Here is a 20,321-nt window from a genome sequence, read left to right as displayed (position 1 = left end):
AATCCATCCACCACCCCCCCAACCACCTGCCAAAAACAGCTCATCCTCTTCATCCCCCTCAAAAGTAGCCTGCCTCTCAAGCATTCCGAATGAAATCCCCCCTTTTGCCGAGCCTCCAAACCCTTGTCACCACTGGTGTGAACGGTTTCAAAAAGTGTGAATGGAAGTGAAACGCCCTTCCCCTCTACAGTAAGAGCAGGCCACATACACCTGAGCCGATACCAACTGCGTTAGGAGGGATAGGGTGAAGCATAATCGGTTCCGCGCAGCGATTCGTTCCTATGCGTCGAATAAATATTTGCTGCTTATGTTTTTACCTGGTTTTCTATTGTTTCTGTTATTTCAATATGTGCCCATGTACGGCATCCTCATCGCCTTCAAGGATTTTCGGATCATCGACGGGATCCTGGGCAGCCCGTGGGCGGGGCTAAAGCATTTTGAGTACTTGTTTGCAGGGGCGGGCTTCACCAATGCGCTGCGCAATACGCTCATCATCGCGCTGCTCAAATACGCTTTTGTCTTCCCGGCGCCAATCATCCTGGCGATTCTGCTGAATGAAATTCGGCTCAACTGGTTCCGGCGTACCATACAGACGGTGACGTATTTGCCGCATTTTTTCTCGTGGGTCATCCTGGGCGGTATTCTGTTCACGTTCCTTGGCCGGGACGGCGGGTTCAATCGCATCCTTAGCTACTTCGGGGTCCAGCCAGTCAGCTGGCTGATTGAGCCGTCTTACTTCTATGGCATTATCGTGGCAACAGACGTGTGGCAGAGCGTAGGCTGGGGCTCCATCATCTATTTTGCTGCGCTGGCCGGCATTGATCCGACCTTGTACGAAGCGGCCGTTGCAGACGGCGCTAGCCGCTGGCGCAGAATCTGGCACATTACGCTACCCGCGCTGGCACCGACGATTACCATTATGCTGCTGCTGTCGATCGGCAATTTCCTGTCCGTTGGTTTCGATCAGATCTACAATCTGATGACAGCCACGACCTCCGAGGTCGGCGACATTCTGGATACGTATGTGCTGCGCCGCTTGCTGACGATGAACTACGAGCTGGGTGCTGCGGCAGGATTGTTCAGCTCCACATTTGGTTTGCTCCTGGTCGTCGTCGCGAACCGGCTAGTCAAGCTCTACGACAAAGATCAGGGGATCTGGTAGGAGGGAAAGGTTATGCATCATCGCACATGGGGTGAGAAGGTTTTTGACGGCGTGAATATGGTGCTTTTGCTGGCGCTCGCCTTTCTTACGCTGTATCCATTTATGTATACGCTGACGATGTCGCTCAGTACGCCGGTGGATGCCAAGATGCCGGGTCTCCATCTGCTGCCGATGAACCCGACGCTGGAGGCGTACAACAAGGTACTGACGCAGAGCGGCATCCTGCAGGCTTTTGTCAATACAACGATCCGGACGGTGGGCGGCATTACGCTGGTACTGGTGTTCACTTCGCTCACGGCTTATCCGCTATCGCGGAAATCGTTTCCGCATCGTGGCCTGTTTATGAAATTGTTCGTGTTCAGCATGTTGTTCAATGGCGGCCTGATCCCGATGTATCTGCTCATTCGGAATCTGGGTCTACTCAACACCATGTGGGCGCTGCTGCTGCCAGGTGTGGTAACGGCGTTCAATCTGATCATCATGCGGAACTTCTTCCAGTCGATCCCGGAGGAAATCATTGATTCGGCCAAAATCGACGGTGCCGGCGAGCTGCGAACCTTCACCTCGGTCGTGCTGCCGTTGTCGATGCCAGTGCTTGCCGTGATCGCCCTCTGGTCGGGGGTCAGTCACTGGAACGCCTGGTTCGACGCGATGATCTACATTCAGGATCTCGACAAGCAGGTGCTACAACTGTTCGTCCGCCGCACGGTTATCGAGGAGAGCGACGCGCTCGCTTCCCAAACCGAGCTCATGCACGCCACCTCCTATTCCAAAGAAACGCTGAAGGCGGCAACCGTCATGATCGCGACGCTGCCTATCCTGTGTGTGTATCCGTTCATCCAGCGCTTCTTCGTGAAGGGAATTATGCTGGGCTCCGTAAAAGGGTAATGCGGTATCGGGTCGAAAGACTTTATACAATAGATGAATTGACAATGCGAATGGGGGACATACGATGGGTCAACGAAAAGGTAAGAAAACCTGGGGACTGCAAGCTGCTTTGCTGCTAATGGCCATCATGCTGGTGGTGGCGGGGTGTTCTGGCAATAATACGCCGAATAACGGGCCGGCCCAGACAGAGCAGCCTGGCGGAAATGCGGGGCAAGCGGGGGAGAACCAGCCGGGTGACGATCAGCCGGAGACGATTGAGCTGACCTGGATGGTCAATGATGTGATGCTGCCGGATTCCTTTGGCGAGACGTACGTGGAAGAGAAGTTCAATGTGAAGCTGAACATTGTCTCCATTCCTCGTGCGGATTATGCCCAGCGCCAGCAGATCATGATGACGACAGGCGATGTGCCGGATGTCATGATCGTCATGGATCCCAATGAGATGAAAAAATATGCCGATCAGGGACTCCTTGCCGAGGTGCCGATGGAGATGATCGAGCAATACGCGCCTCGGACAAAGGCAGAGCTGGATGCCAATGCCCCGCAGGGCTGGTACTACACCGAGCATCGTGGCAAGAATTACGGCATCCCGACGCTCTTCGGCGGCAAAACAACGACACCCGGATCTTGGCGCGTCGACCTGCTGGAGAAAGCTGGTGTGACCGAGATTCCAGGTACGATTGAAGAGATGGAAGCCGCATTCGAAGCCCTCAAGGGCATCGGGGTATACGGCATGAGCTCTAACGGCAATTCGGATTACCTGACGTTCCAGAAGATCTTCGGCGCCTTCGGGGTTATGCCGATTCAATGGACCGAGCGTGACGGCCAGATGATGAACGGTGCGGTAATGCCAGAAGCCAAAGAAGCGCTGACCCTGCTGGCCGACTGGTATCAAAAAGGCTACATTGATCCAGAGTTTGTCACTGGGCAGGACCTGGGGCCGAAGTTCCTTGACGGAATTTTTGCTTACAATGACAATTCCTCAATCTTCTCTATTGATGAAACTGATCCAAATTCGGCACTCTCAGCGCTGAAAAATATCAATCCGGAGGGAGACATTAAATTCGGTCCGCTGCCAACCGGACCTCGCGGGGAGAGTGGCGGCTGGTCATGGGGAACGGCGGCCAACGGCATCCACTTCGGTGCCCATATGGAGAATGAGCCAGAGAAGATCCAGCGAGCGCTCGAGATCATTGATAGCGTCATCAACGATGAAGAGGTATTCGTCGAGTTAGCGTACGGCCAACAAGGCACCCATTGGGAATATCGCAATGGCACCGACCTGACAATGGGCGTGAAGCAGCTGCCGCCGTATGACGATACCGTCAAGCTGAGAGAAGAGGGAATCAAAGGCGGCGAGACGTTCTTTGGCGGCCGTCCGAACTTCGATCTTTTCTACAAGTATTATGGTGAGCGGTTAAAAGAAATTAATGAAACATACGCGGGCAATCCGGTCGCGGATCTATTCGGTAAGCCAGACATTCTGCCGTCGGCAGGTCAATACTGGGGCGATCTGAAAAAGCTGAAGATCGAAGCCTACGCCGCCATCATCCGGGGCGATCAGCCGATCGACTACTTTGACAGCTTCGTAGAGCAGTGGAACAGTATGGGTGGCGAACAGCTGCGGACAGAGGCTCAGGAGCTGTACGACTCGTTGCAATAGTCTACTTGATTAAATGCTTCTAGGGATCAACGTGCTGTGCGTGCACAGCACGTTTTACCCATGGGCACAGGAGGTACTACGATGGGTATATATGTCATTGAACTGCAAGATCACCTGCATCATCACAAGTATGCATGGCCGCTATCTCCCGTCCGTTATCCGGTCACGTTCGCACCTCGCGAAGCACACCCGGAGAGCTTCCGGCTATTGAATAGTACCGGACAGCCGCTACCGGTGCAGGTGGTGGAGAGTGAGCTGCAGGACGGCTTCGTGATTCAGGGTGAGGTATGCTTCTTGACAGACCTGCCGCAAGGGGGCAAGCACCGGTATGAGCTGCATTACGGACCGCAAGCTGGTGAGCGGGGGGTAGAGGAAGGCTGCGTGAATCAAGGCAGAACCTATTATAAAAATGAGGGAGGCTTCCAATTCGGTAACCATCTCATCCAAGTGAAACTTCCGGATGGCGGCTTCACCCTGACCTCGGGCAAGGAAGAAAAACTTCCAAATGAAATGGAGCTATTCCGTATCGGCAGCCCTGATGGCGGTGAACTGGCAGTCGCCAGGCTGGTCGGTCCGGGGCAAATATGCGAGATCCGGAGCAAATGTCTGGCTGCCGGTCCCGTCCTGCATGAACAGCGGATTACGGTGATCTGGGAGGATGGCGGTCAGTATGTCCTGCAGCTCCGGCTTTTCGCCTCGATGCCCTATCTGGAGCTCGAGGAGGAGATGCAGGATGCGGCAGGTGCCAGGCTGGATATCGTGTGGCATGGCTTCGCACCTACCTGGCGCTATACCCGCAGCCGGGGCGAAGAGGCTATCGATGCCTATCTGGAAGAGCAGGGAGAGCTCCCTTTGCGGATCATCCCCTACGACAACTCTCATTCATGGCGCCGGGGCCGCTCCATGGCCTTTGTCGACGAAGCAAAGGGTCTAGCTGCAGGACTATTCCATGGCGATCCGCTACGGTGGAACGACGGGGAGTATGCGCTGTGGCGCTCGTCGGATACGTTGGCGATCAGCTTCAAGTATGGGCGGAGAGTCAGTGAATCGGGGGGAGCGGAGCGTGTGAACGCAGCAGAGCAGGCAGGCCAGTCCGAGCTGCTGAGTTGGCATTATCCGCTGGCCTCAGGTATCCGCTCCACCAAGCTTGCGCTCTACCCTGCGGATCGGCAGCAAGCGGCGGAGGCAACAGCCGCAATCAAGCAGCCAGCGGTGGGCAGCGAGCTGCCGTTAATCGACGAGCTGGCGTTGTGGCACTGTTTTCTGGCGCTCGATAAGGTCAAGGATTGGGTACTGGACTGGGAGGAGCCGCAGGAGAGCTATCCGCGATTGTTCGATCCAGAGCAGCTGCCGGACACGATGCACCTCTGGTACTTCGATCTGCAAGGACCGCCGGTACCGGAGGATATGGAGGAGATTGTGGGCAAGCTGAGCTTCCAGTTCAATCAGGTCGAGGGGACGGCGCCGGTGGCAAGCCGGGAGTTTGCCTACTGGACACCGGTCTTCGATCTGTCTGCGCGTGCGATGACGCCAGAGCAGTTCCGACGGTTGAAGGCGGCGAGCGTCTTCATGGCGTATGTGCGGGAGGATGAGTACGTGGCGCCCATCGAGACGATGCTGGCCGGGCATCCGAATTTCCTTGCGGACTACAAGATGGTACCGGCCTATATGTCGGCGTTGTTCCCTAATCATCCACACGCGGGTCGGTGGCGGGCGCATGTTGAAAAAGCGATGGCGCTCAACCTGAAGTATCACACCCGTCCGGATGTGCCGGCATGGGATGCCAAGGGTGGCCGCTGGACGGAAAATCTGGGCTGTTACGTTTGGGCTATGCTGGTGCCTACCGTGCGGGCAGCCTGGTGTCTGTACAAGACCTATGGCGATCACACACTCTTGTATCCCAATCTCGCCAAGCTGGCAGACTGGCTGCTGAACAGCCTTAGTGCGCCGCTGCCGCAGGGTCGTTCCTATCCGCAGCAAGGTGCGCACTCCGGTGTGCATGAGGATCCCCAGCTACCGCCGTATGCGCTGCGCCTGGTGGGCGAGATGCTGCTGCGCTACGAGCCGCTGCTGGCAGAGCGGCTGCTGGCGGTCTGCCCGGTGGACTCGGCGGGCTTCGAGAGCCGCAAGCCCGGCGATATCTGGCGGTTAATGCTGGCTGGCGAGACGGCAGCCAATACTGGCACGCCGCCGCAGCTGCAATCGGCAAAATATACTGGCTATGGCTTCGTCCTGCGTTCCGGTGTGGGGACTGGCGGTGAAATGTCGGTCCACCTGCAGCAGATTGATGAGGGTCCCAATTACCGCTGGGGCCGCTCGGGCGATGGTGGCAACGGTATTATCTACTACTATGCGGACGGCAAGCGCTACAGCTACAACCGTGCCGAGGACGTCGGCGATGACAACATGGGAACCGGGGAGGGCAGCTCGACCTTCGCGGTGCTGGACGGGCACGAATACAAGAGCATTGGCCGTCACGAATTGACGGCACCGCTACATGACTTCGGCTTCGCCCAATTTGCCCTCCTGGAGGCAGGGCCATCGGCGCGACCGCACTATCGCTCCCGCAGTGTGCTGATGTCGGGCAATGACTATATTGTCATCTATGATGAGGTGGCAGATATGCGCGTACGGGGGCGCTTCTCCTGGTTCACGCATCGCGACGATCCCGCGCCTGCGATCTACCAGTTGAAGCCTGGAGTGGCCGCGTCACCCGTTCAACTGGCGGGCCCCGTAGACGGCCCGCAGCTGCCGCCGGGTACGTATAAGCTGAACCGGCCAGCCAAGGGCTATCCTGACGGGTCAATAGGCCGCTACTATGACGGCTTCGGCGACTTCCTCACCGTCGTCACCCACCGTGGGTCCTGGCAGCCGCAGATTCTGAATGTGAAGGCGACGAGCTATGGCGCCCGGGTGACACTGGCCGGCCGGGTTGACGAGGTGTTCCGCAGCGCAACCCGAATCAGGCATAACGATGGAGAACTGGTTTTTGACGGCTATGCGGGCATCGTTCGGCGGTATGATGGGCAGCAGGTGGAAGCAGCGCTGTTCCGTGGACGCTCGCTTGCGGTCGCTGGTATTCGGGTGGTGATTGAGCCAGATAGCGGCGCAGGTAAGGCCAACGACCGGGCTGGGCAGGTGGATGCCATGAATTGGGCAACGGCAGGTCGAGCAGCGGAGGCGGGTGCGTCAGGCTCTGACGAGGTTGGAGTTGGTGCGGGTGTGACCGTTACGCCAGGCTTCAAGCCGACAGTAGATCGCGCGGCTGAGGTTGGTGGATTTGCTTTCACGACCACCGGAGGCAAGCTGAGCGGTCAAGCCGCTGCAGCTGAGTCCATGAGCGTACGGCTGGAGTTGCCCGCGTCGTGGGGATCGGAAGCACATCATCTCTATATTGGAGGAGAAGTGAGCGAGACCGCAGTTTGGCGGAGTAGTCCTAACGGGCAGGCTGTACTGACATTCACCCTCCCGGCCGGCAGCTCGGAATGGCAGTGGACTGCTGGCGACGCGGCTCCTGGAGAGGCGGGACCTCTGCACCTCTGGCTCGTTGGGCCCGGGGCAGCAGAGCTGGCCTGGGATGCGGCTGCGGGAGCCGACCGCTATGAGATTGCAGTGAGCCGGGATGGTTGCCGTTCATGGCGTACTGCACACGACAGTATCGGTGAAGCGCGCTACCGCCTGGAGGGACTGGTGCCCGGCACCAAGCTGCATGTGCGGCTGCGTCCGTGGCGGGGGCAGGCAGCCGGCCGGTGGAGCGAGCCCTATCCGATCTATCCATCGGCCGAGGCGCCAAGTGCCCCGGATGGTCTGCGGCTGCGACGCCAGGATGGGGCAGTTGAGGTGTCATGGGGCATGGTACTCGGGGCGAAGTGTTACCGGCTGTACAGGCAGATCGTAGGTGGCGGTGTTCGCGCGGAGCGTGAACTCGTGTACGAGGGTGAAGCTCGTTCGTATCGGGACGAGACGATTGGTGTTGATCCGAAGGCGGGAAAGGTTCGGCATGCTCTGAACGTCGAGGAGACCCGTCAAGCTGTGGATGCGAGGGATACCGTGGACACAGACGGTGCACCTAGCGAAGATGGGGTCTATGCCGTGTACAGTGTAGCGGCTGTCAATGGCAACGGTGAAGGATCGCCCTCAATAGAGCGGGATACAGCACCCGGCGGCCTCATCGATTGGGACCCGAAGCCGGGTGAGCACTTCCGCCGGTACATCCGGAGTCACGAATACGGACATAACGGCTTTCCTTTCTGGAGCAATGAACGGCTTGGCAGTCTGCCGGAGTATCCCACTAATAATCGGTTAGAATAGGCTCAAGTAAAATTAGTCAAACTCCATGAGACCACCCAAGTCCCGCATATTCAGCGGAGTTGGGTGGTCTTATTTGGTTTTATCCAGCCTCGTCGCCAGTCTTCTGTGTGTCAGAGCATCTTCTCAGGAACACCGTCGAAAAATATTTTTGACCTTGCTTTATTTTTCCATGTCTTTTTGGGTAATGAAGAGTAAATAACGGAAGAATTCAAGAAGACGGAGAGTGAATGACGATGAAGAAGACAAAAATGACCTGGGTGGCCACTGCCTCTCTGGCACTCATGTTGACCTTGGTCGCTTGTAGCGATACAAACGATCAGCCTGCCAATGCAAACGGACCGACAAATACGGAAGCAACCTCGGGGACCAATGAGCAGCCGGCCCCAGAGGATACCCCTACTACCTCTTCGTCTGCTTCAGATGAGCTGCCCGCAGAGTTGCCAGATGATTTCCCGTTACCTGAGGATGCGGTGATTACCTTTGCCAATTCCGGCGAAAACGAAGGCAAAAAATCGGCGATGGTTATCTTTACTTCGGAAGAAGATATGAAGACGGTATCCCAGCTCTACAAGCAATACTTTGACGACAAAGGCATGACGGACGCAGCCTCGCTATTGGATGATAAAAACATTATCATTCAAGGAACGGACCCGAATACGCAACAGCACTGGTCGGTGATTGGCGGAGCGATGGCGAGCCGGGAAGGCGTCATTGAACTGACTGTGAACTGGTCAGAATCTTAAAGTGACCATGCTGCGGAGAACGCTCAACAATGGAAAGAAACAAAAGAATAGGCCCATAAGCAGATTGCAGTCGATGTGATCTGCTTTTTGGCGTGAACAAAGCTTGCTTTTTTGCCCTTCTCCCATTATTATAAAAACAAATTAACAATTTGTTTTTATGTTTTTGTGATATGGAGGTGGCAATAAGCTATAGCTAAATTTACAGCAGCCGAAAAAGAAAGCCTAAGGACTGATTTACTTGACGTGGCGTATCGTCTTTTTGTCGATAAGGGCTTTAAGAGTACCTCGCTTGAGGAAATCACATCGTCGGTCGGAATTGCCAAAAGTACGTTTTACGTATTTTTTGAATCCAAAGAAATGCTCTATATGACCTTGCTTGCTCAGGAAGGAGAGCGGGTTGAACAGCAGGTGTGGACTCGGGTTGCGGCTGCAAGAGATACCAGATCGGCAATCAAGACTTATCTGCATGAGATGGTGATGGCCATGGAAACAAATGTACTGACAGCGCGGATGGTCTATGACCTGGAAGAGTATAAACTGGTCTGCCGTAAGCTGAATCCATATTATGTAGGCTCCGAGAACCTGAGAAGCATTGTTCCTCTCACGGAGTTCATCCAATCGCGGCAAGCCGTGGGAGCTTTAATCGAAGAAGAACCGCAGGTCATTGCCGGTGTGCTGAAATCGGCTATGCTCATCGGAGCTCAAAAAGGGAATCTGGAGCCTTACAATTATGAGCGGATGCGAGAACTGCTATTCGAAGCCGTAGCCAATCAAATGACAAGAACGGAGGGATAACCATGAGTAAAGACATCCACCAGGTGTTGGAGATGGCAGCAAGACATCAGCTTCAGATTAAAGAAGACACGATGGAATTCAATGAGTCGGGGCTTGATTTTCAAGTGGTGTTTGCCTTGGATGAGCAAGGGAAGGAATGGGTGCTGCGACTACCGCGGCGTGAAGACGTCATGCCCCGAACCAAGGTGGAAAAGCAAATCCTGGATCTGATTCACGAAGAGGCGACCACCTTCCAGGCCCCGCATTGGACTATTTACACCGATGAGCTTATTGCTTACAAGAAGTTGGACGGTGTACCGGCAGGGACCATCGATCACGCCATAGGCAACTATGTGTGGGAGCTCGATCCTGACAATGTACCACCAGCCTTTCACACCTCGCTTGGCCGTGTACTCGCAGAGCTTCACAAGCTGCCCAGAGAGAAGGCTGCGGCACTGGGCTTGGTCGTGCATACACCAGAGGAAGCAAGAGCTTCCATGAAGCAGCGGATGGAGGCGGTAAAGGCCCAGTTTGGTGTAGGCGAGGCGTTATGGGAGCGGTGGCAGGCATGGCTTAACGATGAAGAGATGTGGCCTCAGACCACCGGACTGATCCACGGCGACGTCCATGCCGGTCATACCATGATTGATAAGGATGCGAACGTGACCGGCTTAATCGACTGGACAGAGGCTAAGGTAACGGATGTCTCCATTGATTTTGTGTTTACCTACAAAGCATTCGGCGAAGCAGGTCTGGAGGCTCTGATCCATGCCTACCAGCAAGCTGGCGGCAATAGCTGGCCCAAGATGAAGGAGCATATTATCGAGGTCGACGCGGCCTATGCCGTAGCGATCGCCGAGTTTGCCTTGGTCTCTGGCGTAGAAGACTATGTGAAGATGGCAAAAGAAGCGCTGGGTGTGAGTGGTAGTTAAAGAGATACGAAAGGGAAATTGCATGAATGAAACCATCATGTTATGATTAGGATAGAAATAAGGAGCCGGATGGCCGTCCGACTCCCCGTACAACATATTTGGGTGGGAAACCCCCAAAGAATTAGAGAAAATAACCCGTTCCCTTGGCCGATAACCTGGGCGGGTTATTTTCGTTCGTGCAGATAAGTGAGTAACGCCAGCAGGAGCATGCCGAGCATAACCACTTCAGTTAACGAAAATAGCATACGCATCACCTCCGCTCTAGAGGCGATACTTCCCAACCCAAGTCTGTTGTACCTTCATATTATACCAAAATGTGCTAAAATCCATAGAGTAGACTAAAATGCTACCTTGATTCGATTCTTGCGTATTAATTTACATACTATTCATTTCAGACTGTTGAAAACGGCCGGAGAGGCACGGAATCGAATCTGGTCAACGCTTTCTGAAAGAAAGCGGCTTCGGGAGCATATGCTTCGGAGCGTTCGCCTCAAGCTTTTCGCAGAAAAGCTAGCTTCGAAAGCATACGCTGTCCCCGGATTTCTCTCCTTATAGGGGGTAGATAACCAAGAAATCTGGGGACAACAGCGATCGTAAGATCGATCCGTGACTGTAGGCTTTATTTTTCAACAGCCTGAAATTTGCACTTATTCCACGGAAGCAGGGAGGGCGGCCGGTGCCGTTTATTCAACTGAATTGTCCCAACTGCAACGGTACAATCGAGCGACAAGATGGAGGCACCTTCAAGTGTCCTTTTTGCCGAACGGAGCTGTTGCTCAAGGAAAATCATGTGTACTATGTCGATCAGTCGGTGCATCATTATCACGGGACGGCTGTGCCAGCCCCGGCCAAGACAGTATCCAAGACAATTGTGAAAGGGGCCTTGGGCTTCATCATTCTGTTCTTGGCGATTCTGGTCTTTTATATCTGGACCTCCTATCAGGAAGGTCACACCCGCTCGCTTCAGCCTAACCACGTCATTCGCACCGAGCCGCAGAGCGAAGTGCTGCAATTCATGATGAGAGATATTTTTAATAAGGGCGCTGCATCGCCTACACAAGAGGAACTGGCGAGTTTGCGTTATTTGTCTGCCGTCAAGCAGGATAACCAGTGGCACTTCACCTACAGCTTCGATGACCCGTTCACCAATGAGCAGGCCAAGCTGGTGGATTACGTTATTGCTGACAAGCAGTTGAATGCGCAAGAAATTGAGCAACAGGATTTTGAAGCTTTTCCCGGATTGACCGTACTTGCCTTCAATAATGAATACGATATCGGCCGCAGCGATAGCATTACATACAGCCATATGGAGAAACTGAAGAGCTACTCGGCCAGCTTTAATGAATCCTTCCGTTCGTTTGCCCGCTATTTTGGGGACCGTTCGAAGATCTTGCATCTGACGACTCAGATACGAAGTAATGATGAAATGGCTTTATTGCTGGAATTCTCGAATTTGCAGTCTCTACACCTCACCTATGCCAGCGATGAAGTAACGGATTTTCATCTCCTGCAACAGCTGCCGCTGCGGTCGCTGAAGGTGGACATTGTGAAGGATCTGAACTGGCTTTCTTCCATGAGTAACCTGGAATCGTTGACGATTGTGGGAACTGACGTGACAGATCTCAGCAGCCTTTTTGCTCTTAGTCAACTGCAGGAGCTGAAGCTTGAGCGACTGTTCAACCTGAAGACCATTGATTTTGTACGAAATATGCCAAGCCTGCAGGTACTGGATATCGAATCGACAGATCTGGTCAGTCTGGAACCGCTGCGGGACAAAACGTCGTTGACGAAGCTGCGGCTTGCCAGCAGTGGGGATGTTGAGTCGCTGGAGGTGGTTGAAAATCTCACCTCGCTGACGGAGCTGTCCATCTCAAGCTACTATGGGACAACACCGGCGCTAAAGCTGCCTCATGTCCGACGGGCCAATCTGCCAGCCTCATTTATTGCAACGCTGGAAGCGCCCAATCTCCAATCGCTGAGCGTGGACTTAGACACCGGCTTGAATGCACAGCATTTGGTACGTTTCACCCAGCTGACGGAGCTTAATATGAGGAGAGGCTCCCAATTGCTAGAGGTGGCAGCCCTGAATCAGCTTCCTGCGTTGAAGACGATCAGGGGAGAGGAAACGTATTTCTATGAAGAGACAGAAGCACTATTCGCGCTTCAGCATGTCACGACATTGGAGTGTATAGAGTGCAGATTCGATATTCTAACGGAACCGCCTTACCAGAATGATACGCTGGAGCATTTGATACTGAATGGATCTTATTATCAGATTGATCGAGCTAATATCAGCAATATGGACCTGATTACCCCGTATTTGACCGGGTTGACCGGACTCCGATCCTTCGAGCTGCAGGATGGTTCTATTCAGAGTCTCGGGTTCATGAAGGACTGGCAGCAGCTGGAGGTCCTACATCTGGAGAATAACGCGATCCTGGATCTGGAGCCGCTGCTTCCGTTAACCAATTTGAAGAAGATCTATCTGGCTGGCAACCCTGTGCAGAACCGGACGGTGCTGGGCAACGGGGTGACAGTTTACTAAATGGAGAACGAGGTCGAAGCACTTGACGTGCGAGATCTCGTTCTTTGCTGTTTTTTTGAAACTTTCGTCTTTGCCGGACGTCTATATTGGAGCATACGGAGGGAGTGAGGGATCGTGAAATGGCAACAACGCTCCTTAAGTCTGATGGTGCTCGTCCTAATCGGTCTGGTGTCGTTGATGATGCTTGCAAGGTGGAGTCCCTGGCTGAGTGAGTCTTATGCAAAAAAGCGTACGATTGGCGCATTCGAGCAGCTGAACGCCGAAGTGTCTGACGGGTGTGGGTTCAACTGTGAAGACTGTGGGGTGAAGAGCATGTGGCAGGTTCCTTTTGGCCGCAAGGTCTGGTTGGAATATAACTGCGGCGGGCCCTACGAGAATGAGCAGGCGCAACCTCCGAATTTCACAACTACAGCCTTTGTGTCGTTCTGGGGAAAGGTGACGATTGAGGGGGTTCATTAGCAAGACGGCAGCCTCCAACGACTGCCGTCTTGCTTTTTATCGGCTAACCACTTGGCTAGATTTCTGGTGCAGCCATTCTTTCTTTAGCAGAGCATATTGGTACGTGTTTTCATATTTTGGCGTGCCGTCCTCGTAGGTAGTAAACGAGATAAATTCCATGAAAAGGCCCTCCCGGCGCATGCCTAACTTCTCGCAGAGCTTTTGGGATGGCACATTATCGTCCTCTGTATAAGCAAAGACTCGCCTGGCTTCTTGTTCAAGGAACAGATAGCGGAGCAGGGCTTCCGCGCTTTCCCGGGCATAGCCCACACCCCCACAGTCCGCATTGAAATGCCAGCCCACACTGAACGTATCGGGCTCCTCCTTGTGATAGAATAATTCGCCAATCAATGTTCCGTTTTCCTTCAGGCATACGGCAAAATAGTCATCCTCACGGCTTCTCTGTTGCAGCTTCTCAGCCGCTTCTTCCAGGGTGGCGACTTTATCCCTGAGGAAGCAGTTTACTCTGGGTTGGCTGGCATAGGCAAAAAAGGATTCAGCATCTCCCTCCGAAAATGCTCTGAGAATCAATCGTTCCGTTGGTATGGTAGGTTTCATTCGTTAGGCCTGCCTTTCACTTAATGTAAGTTGAACCTATTCCTGTAAAGGAACTAGGCCGGTATTCGTGCTATTATAAGCTGTATAGCGACTATACAGTCAAGAACGGGGCGACGGAGGAAACCATGATGCAGCAAGCCGATTTGTTACCGATTAGTACCTTTTCCAAGCTGTCCGATGTGCCACGCAAAACGTTGATTTACTATGATCGGCTGGGACTGTTCAAGCCCGCGTATGTAGCCGGCAACGGATACCGGTATTATCATCGGAGCCAGTTAGATACGATCGGGGTGATCCAAGTCTGCAAAGACCTGGGGATGTCGCTGGAGGACATCCGGCAGCATCTGGAGCAGCGCACCCCGGCAGGCACACTAGAACTCCTGCGACAGCAGGAGGCGATGCTCCGCTTGCAGCTGGCCAGACTGGAGCAGACCAGACAGATGGTGAGTAGGCGGGCCGACAATATTGAACAATCCATGCACGTGGACACAACCCGGATGCACGTCATCGAGCAGCCTCGGGTACCATTGCTACTGAGCCGCCGCGTACACGGATCCAAGGCGCAATTCCCGGAGGCGCTCTGGCAGGATTTTCAGCAACGTCTGCAGCAGGAGCATGCCCCGCTCGGTTATCCCAATGGCGTCATTGTACCGAAGGAAGATCTGCTCCACAGAGATGGGGACGGCGTATCCCATATGTTCTGCCGGATGACCACACAGGCCCACGAACAGGTGTATATGCCGGAGGGTTTCTACCTTGTTTCCTATGCCCAAGCGAATTATGGAGATACCGATAAAATCTACCCTCAAATTTTTGATTACTTGGACAAACATCAGTATGTCGTCATTGGGGATGCGTATGAGGAGTACCTTCAGGATGAGGTCGTGCTGCGCGATTCCGAGGCGTATGTGGTGCGTGTGATGGTGCAGATTGAGGGGCTGGTTGAAGGGAAATAAGGCACGTTAAAACAGTGGAATTAGGGAGGCCTATGCCAATGAGCATAGGTCTATTGGCTGTGTCAAGGAGAAAATTATTTTTAACGGAAGTGTTTCATGTTTCTGGAAGTAGTGTAAGTACCCCCTGTGTCATCATGGGTCTATTAGACTACCATGAGATGCGAGGACAACAATACTAGTCTCCAAGGCAGGGGGTGGGAAGGGTCTTAAGGAGTGTGTGTCGACCAATCCATATGAGTCGGAGGAATGAAACGAAATGGTCATGCAAAAACGTGGTTGGAGCTATGTCGCCATCACCTCGATGGCAGCCATGCTATTAACGGTACCGGCAGCTGCAGGAACCCTAGCGGAACATCCATCAGGACAACAGGGAGTGGAAGTACAGACGGGACAGGACGACCCAGGAACAGAAGGGAACGACAATCATCCCCCAGCAGCGGACTCTGTCGAAGAGCTGCCCATGGAGGATACGGATGATGTGGATCAAGAACAAAAACAAGACAATACGTGGCATAAGGTAGCAGGGACTTTTGACTTGTCCGTCTCCACGAAATTCACCGAAGGATGGCGCGTCGCATTCGAAGACAGTCAGATCGAGTGGCTGCCGGTCGATGCCAGCTCTGCACAAGCTGACATGGCAACGGACGAACCGAATCTCTTATCCTATCTAACGGCGTGGCTAGACACCGATGTTACGATACATATAACCGCCGACACGCTCGTCCAAACGTGGACACTTCACACGGCGGATGCGCCTCACACCTTCACGTATGAGCTGGTAGGTTCACTTCCCGTTCATGCCGATCTGGCGCAATGGAACCTGCAACCGCTCCAGCTGATCGACGCTGCGGGCACAGAACAAGATGTGTTGCCCGTGCTGCGAACCGAAGGCGAGCGGCGTTATCTGGACCTAAGCTTCAGCGGGGCTGACTTGGCTTACCCAGCCCAGTTAACCCAGGTGCTGAATTTTCAAACCGATGAACTCTCAATGGAGGAGTCTACAGCCGATTTGCTAGCAATGACTGGAGCCGACGTGCTGTACACCTACACGTATGATGTACAAGGGCGCCTGAGCGAGATGCAGTTGTCCACGGGAGGACGCATCGTGTTCACCTATGATGCCCAAGGCAACTTGACCCAGCGTGAGTTCATTGGCGATGTGTCTACAACCGCGATGACTGAAGCGGATGAGCTTGAATCGACGGACGCTGTCACTCCAGTAACCGAAAGCGAGGAAATCCCATCCCATGAACAATAAATTATGGCATCGTCTGTTGCTTATCTGTCTGGTCATCAGTTTAGTAACCGTCCCCGTACCGCCGCCGGTACAAGCGGTTGAGAGTCCAGACACCGTTGATACGCTGAACCGTGTAGCGACACCGCATTCCATCTATGAGATGGTGGCCAATTCGCCTTATTCCGGCGCTTCCGAAGGCGAGCAGATCTCGCCGGTATCCGGTACGCTACGCTGGATGGAAACGGACTTCGTCCTGCCGGGACGCAATGGGCTGGATGTCGCAATTACACGACTCTATGAGAGCAATACCGCTCACTTGGAAGAGCCGTTTGCTATCAGCGGTAGCTCAGGTATCGGAACAGATATGGAACAGGACACCTATAAGGAGCGCACCTACAATCTGGGCGCAGGCTGGTCCTTTGCCTTTCCGTCGCTTGAAATGCGTGATGGAGCCATGTTCGTTCATTTGCCTGATGGGTCGGTTTATGAGACAGCCAGCGGAGGTGCGGGGCTGGTTGGATATCCGTTGCAGGATTTGTCCTTTGGTCCGTCATCGACCGTCTTGCAGACAACAGATGCATCGGAAGCAGCAGTAAGCGCCACAGCAGCCTTTGAGCTGAGCGATACGGTAGGCACCACCGTGTATTTTGATGCGGATGGGAAATGGATCGGCAGCCAGGACGCGTATGGCAATGTCATCGTGGTGGAGTATGCCAATAATCCGGTGAATGAAGGCATGCAATATCCATTAATGAACCGGATTATTGATACGCTGAACCGGGAGATTACCTTTGCCTATACTTCCAATTCAATGACAGTCGGGTACGGAGACGGTCAACAGATTGTGTACCGGAAACGGCTGATCAGTAACACGAACAAGGAACGCGAGCTTGCCTCCGTCACCAATGAGAATGGGGAGACGACGGCCTACGAGTATACCAAGCTTAACGTAAACGTGGATTATGATACTCGGGTGTCTGGTAGTGACAGCGTGTTGTACGTTGGACTGACCCGGGTTGCGTACCCTACGGGTTCCCGGACGACCTTCGAATACACAACAGCCGACAAGCGTCTGGGTGAGCATGGCGTCATCGGCTATCCGCGGGTGACCAGCAGGTATGACGAGATTCGAGAAGGGATTTTCCGCAAAAAGAATCGTGTGAATTTCACCTATGATGATGTGGATTTCACTGATCCTTCCGTCACCGGCTACACCACGGTAGAAACGATGATCAGCAACCCGAACGCACCGGGTCACATCTCACCTGAGAACAAGCTGGTTGTCACGAACACACTGAACGGCAAGCATCAAGTGACGAATGCGACATGGGAGAAGGAGGGGGAGTATCGCCGAGAAATCCAGATGGCCTACGATCCCTTAACTGAGCTGACAACCAGCTTGTCTGAGGTCAGCACCGATTACACGGTGGATCCTGCCGCCACCGACACGCTAACCGAGCAATATAGCTACGATGCGTATGGCAATATGATCAGCTTCACCAATGCACGCGGACATATTAGCGACTATACGTATGCTAATCACTATCCGGGATTGATGACCACCGAGCGGACGATGATTGGCGGCGTCACAGCGCTGGATATGGCTTACACGGTAGATGCAGAGCTGCCACAAGTGAATCAGGTCGTTCAGTCGTATCTGGATGAGCAGGGTCAGCCTGCCACTGAGCAAGAGAGCTATCTGTATGATGCCTATGGCAACGTCACGCAGATGACACGCCAGCTTGAGGGCACACGTACCCAACGTACAACGATCGACTATGACGGGACGACAAAGCATGCCTATCCGACTTCCATCAAGCAATATCTGGACGAGGATGGAAATGAGCGGACCATTGAACAGCGGTATACCTATGATCTGGCAACTGGCCGAGTCCTGACCTACCACGATGGGAATGCAGTGAAGCAAGGCACGCCCGAGCTATCCTCGCAGTCCTACATGTACGATGCCGTAGGTCGGCTTACACAGGTGACCCATCCGAAGGTGGATGGAGAAATTGAAGCCGGCGTCAGCACCTATGATTTCAGCTACGATACGATTAACCAACAATCGGTCTTGGAGATGACCGATGAGGAGGGGCGTCAGACCCGTTGGATTCATGATGGGCTGGGCCGTCCACACAAGCTGCAAATGCAAAAGCAGAAGGATAACAGTAATAATATTATTTTCTACGATGTGGAGACGCGTCATTATAACGAGGTTGGCGAGCTCGACTACAGTCTGGATGGTGAAGGCAAGCGTACGGAGTATACGTATGATGCGGCTGGCCGCCTCGTAGCCGTGACCAGTGCAGAAGGCCGAGTGGTCGGGACCAGTTACAATGACGTGCTGCGCCAGACGACGCATACGAGCGATTACGGGCAGGTCACGACCAACACAACAGATGAACTGGGTCGTACCACGGGCACGCAGCGTGCCAATACGCTAACCGGCAGTCTTGCAACGACCATGTCTACGGCCTACGAGGTGAATGGCGATCCGTTCCAGACGGAGCAGACAGATGCACTTGGTTCCGTAACCGGTATGCGCAATGATGGACTGCACCGGCTGCAGACCATCACTCAGACTCCTGATGCACTCGCAGCGCCGCAGCTGACGTCTTACCAATACAACAAGCTAGGCAACCTGACGACCAAGGTGTTTGCAGATGCCTCTCAACTCAGCTACACCTATGATGAGTGGGGACGCCGGTTGTCCAAGACCGATTCCCTCACGGGCAGTGAATGGTACACGTACGATGACAACAGCAATCTGACCGGGGGCACGACACGCCGCGGCATGGCGGTGAACAATCAATTTGATGCACGTAACCGCCTGACAGGCTGGACAAGCGGCAGCGAAAGTGCCAGCTTCACGTACGAGAAGAACGGCCAGCGCAAGACCATGACCGACGAGACGGGAACGACCACCTACACGTACTATCCGAACAACCAGGTGGAGCGAATCACGTATCCGGACGGCAAATGGATCAGCTATACGTACTATGATAACGGACTGCGTCATACCATGACCGATCCATTCGATGAAGTGTATACGTACACGTATAATCAAGACAACCAGCTGACAGGCGTTAGCGCTTCGGGCACCCAAGAGGCGGCCTACAGCTACCGCGATAGCTTGCCGATCGAGGACTTGAACTACCTGAAGACCTCGCAGCTCCACCAGTTGAAGCTCGCGCAGACCTTGGTCACCACGTACCGGCATGACGGGTTCGGCCGGTTGACCGAGCTCTCACATAGTGGCGGGGGCCTGGGGCAGACCTTCGGCTATACCTATGATGACAACGACAACATCCTGACTCGTACCGACGGCACAACCAGCGGCAGCTTCACGTACGATCAGTTGAACCGGATCATCAGCAGCACCGAAGGCAACGAGCTCTATACCTACGATCAGCGTGGCAACCGCCTGACGCTGCAATCCAGCCAGCAGGTGCCGCATACGGATACAGTTCAGTACACCTATGACGATGCGGACCAACTGACAGGCGTAAACCGTGGCGAGGCCGTAGTCACCTACGCGTACAACGGCGATGGTCTGATGACCGAGCGCACGGAGACCGTGGACGGGGTTGCTACCACCACCCGTTACTATTATGATGGAATGAACATCATTGCCGAAGGCACCGTGAGCGGCGATACCGTTACCTTCAAGGCCCGCTATGCCCGTGGAGAACAATTACTCTACCGCGAGAATACTAACGGCAGCAAAGCCTACTACCTGCATAACGGTCACGGCGACGTTACAGGACTGTATGCTGCGGACGGCACCCAGTTAAACCATTACACCTACGATAATCTGGGGCAACCCCCTTACCGTAGAAGAGCAAGTTGACAATCCTTTCGGCTACTCCGGCGAGTATTGGGACGCGACCACCGAACTCCAATACCTGCGCACCCGCTGGTACGATCCCGGCCTGGGCCGCTTCATCCAGGAGGACAGCTTCGAAGGCTTCATGAACCGCCCAAGCAGCCTCAATGCGTATACGTATGTGGAGAATAACCCGCTGCGCTTTACGGATCCGATGGGGATGTG

The 20,321-nt window shown here is 54.0% G+C and carries 14 protein-coding genes; 13 read left to right on the top strand and 1 reads right to left on the bottom strand.

The features are described from left to right. Nucleotides 1–244: 244 nt before the first annotated feature. The 9 genes from F556_RS0120675 (at nucleotide 245) to F556_RS0120630 (ending at nucleotide 13,477) form a co-directional block, all read left to right on the top strand. The gene (locus F556_RS0120675) at nucleotides 245–1,162 is read left to right on the top strand and encodes an ABC transporter permease (protein WP_020618905.1); all 918 of its coding nucleotides are present in this window, start codon (nucleotides 245–247) and stop codon (nucleotides 1,160–1,162) included. Between the two features lie 12 nt (nucleotides 1,163–1,174). Then, nucleotides 1,175–2,050 (top strand): carbohydrate ABC transporter permease, encoded by an 876-nt coding sequence (locus tag F556_RS0120670; protein ID WP_020618904.1) that lies wholly within the window; start codon nucleotides 1,175–1,177, stop codon nucleotides 2,048–2,050. A 64-nt stretch (nucleotides 2,051–2,114) separates the two neighbouring features. Beyond that, on the top strand, nucleotides 2,115–3,713 hold the full coding sequence (locus F556_RS0120665; protein WP_020618903.1) for an extracellular solute-binding protein: 1,599 nt from the start codon (nucleotides 2,115–2,117) through the stop codon (nucleotides 3,711–3,713). 81 nt (nucleotides 3,714–3,794) lie between these two features. Beyond that, nucleotides 3,795–8,024: a fibronectin type III domain-containing protein gene (locus F556_RS0120660; RefSeq protein WP_020618902.1), complete on the top strand. Its 4,230-nt coding sequence runs from the start codon at nucleotides 3,795–3,797 to the stop codon at nucleotides 8,022–8,024. Nucleotides 8,025–8,257: 233 nt separating this feature from the next. Next, nucleotides 8,258–8,767 (top strand): superantigen-like protein SSL4, encoded by a 510-nt coding sequence (locus F556_RS0120655; protein ID WP_157272869.1) that lies wholly within the window; start codon nucleotides 8,258–8,260, stop codon nucleotides 8,765–8,767. Between the two features lie 243 nt (nucleotides 8,768–9,010). Beyond that, a complete protein-coding gene (locus F556_RS0120650; RefSeq protein ID WP_020618900.1) occupies nucleotides 9,011–9,562 on the top strand; it encodes a TetR/AcrR family transcriptional regulator in 552 nt (183 codons plus the stop codon). A 2-nt stretch (nucleotides 9,563–9,564) separates the two neighbouring features. Beyond that, nucleotides 9,565–10,473 (top strand): macrolide 2'-phosphotransferase, encoded by a 909-nt coding sequence (locus tag F556_RS0120645; RefSeq protein ID WP_020618899.1) that lies wholly within the window; start codon nucleotides 9,565–9,567, stop codon nucleotides 10,471–10,473. A gap of 676 nt (nucleotides 10,474–11,149) precedes the next feature. Beyond that, nucleotides 11,150–13,018, top strand: coding sequence for a leucine-rich repeat domain-containing protein (locus tag F556_RS0120635; protein WP_020618898.1), 1,869 nt, complete (start codon nucleotides 11,150–11,152; stop codon nucleotides 13,016–13,018). 114 nt (nucleotides 13,019–13,132) lie between these two features. Further along, complete coding sequence (locus F556_RS0120630) at nucleotides 13,133–13,477, top strand: hypothetical protein (protein WP_020618897.1); 345 nt, start codon at nucleotides 13,133–13,135, stop codon at nucleotides 13,475–13,477. Between the two features lie 36 nt (nucleotides 13,478–13,513). On the opposite strand, the gene F556_RS0120625 is transcribed toward F556_RS0120630, so the two are convergent. Next, nucleotides 13,514–14,074, bottom strand: coding sequence for a GNAT family N-acetyltransferase (locus tag F556_RS0120625; protein ID WP_020618896.1), 561 nt, complete (start codon nucleotides 14,072–14,074; stop codon nucleotides 13,514–13,516). A 125-nt stretch (nucleotides 14,075–14,199) separates the two neighbouring features. Here F556_RS0120625 and F556_RS0120620 point away from each other — a divergent pair, with 125 nt between their 5' ends. The 4 genes from F556_RS0120620 to F556_RS39255 all read left to right on the top strand — a co-directional run. Then, the gene (locus tag F556_RS0120620; RefSeq protein WP_083938075.1) at nucleotides 14,200–15,030 is read left to right on the top strand and encodes a MerR family transcriptional regulator; all 831 of its coding nucleotides are present in this window, start codon (nucleotides 14,200–14,202) and stop codon (nucleotides 15,028–15,030) included. Nucleotides 15,031–15,292: 262 nt separating this feature from the next. Further along, the gene (locus F556_RS0120615; protein ID WP_169447617.1) at nucleotides 15,293–16,288 is read left to right on the top strand and encodes an RHS repeat protein; all 996 of its coding nucleotides are present in this window, start codon (nucleotides 15,293–15,295) and stop codon (nucleotides 16,286–16,288) included. Further along, on the top strand, nucleotides 16,278–20,120 hold the full coding sequence (locus F556_RS0120610) for an RHS repeat protein (protein WP_020618893.1): 3,843 nt from the start codon (nucleotides 16,278–16,280) through the stop codon (nucleotides 20,118–20,120). Before F556_RS0120615 ends, F556_RS0120610 begins: the two co-directional genes overlap by 11 nt. Beyond that, the coding region (locus F556_RS39255) for an RHS repeat-associated core domain-containing protein (RefSeq protein WP_157272881.1) at nucleotides 20,068–20,321 on the top strand (254 nt) is incomplete at its 3' end. The genes F556_RS0120610 and F556_RS39255, both read left to right, overlap by 53 nt.

This window comes from Paenibacillus daejeonensis DSM 15491, assembly GCF_000378385.1.
Classification (GTDB): domain Bacteria; phylum Bacillota; class Bacilli; order Paenibacillales; family Paenibacillaceae; genus Paenibacillus_D; species Paenibacillus_D daejeonensis.
The sequence above is the reverse complement of the archived record's forward strand: the minus strand, read 5'-3'. Positions and strand labels throughout refer to the sequence as shown.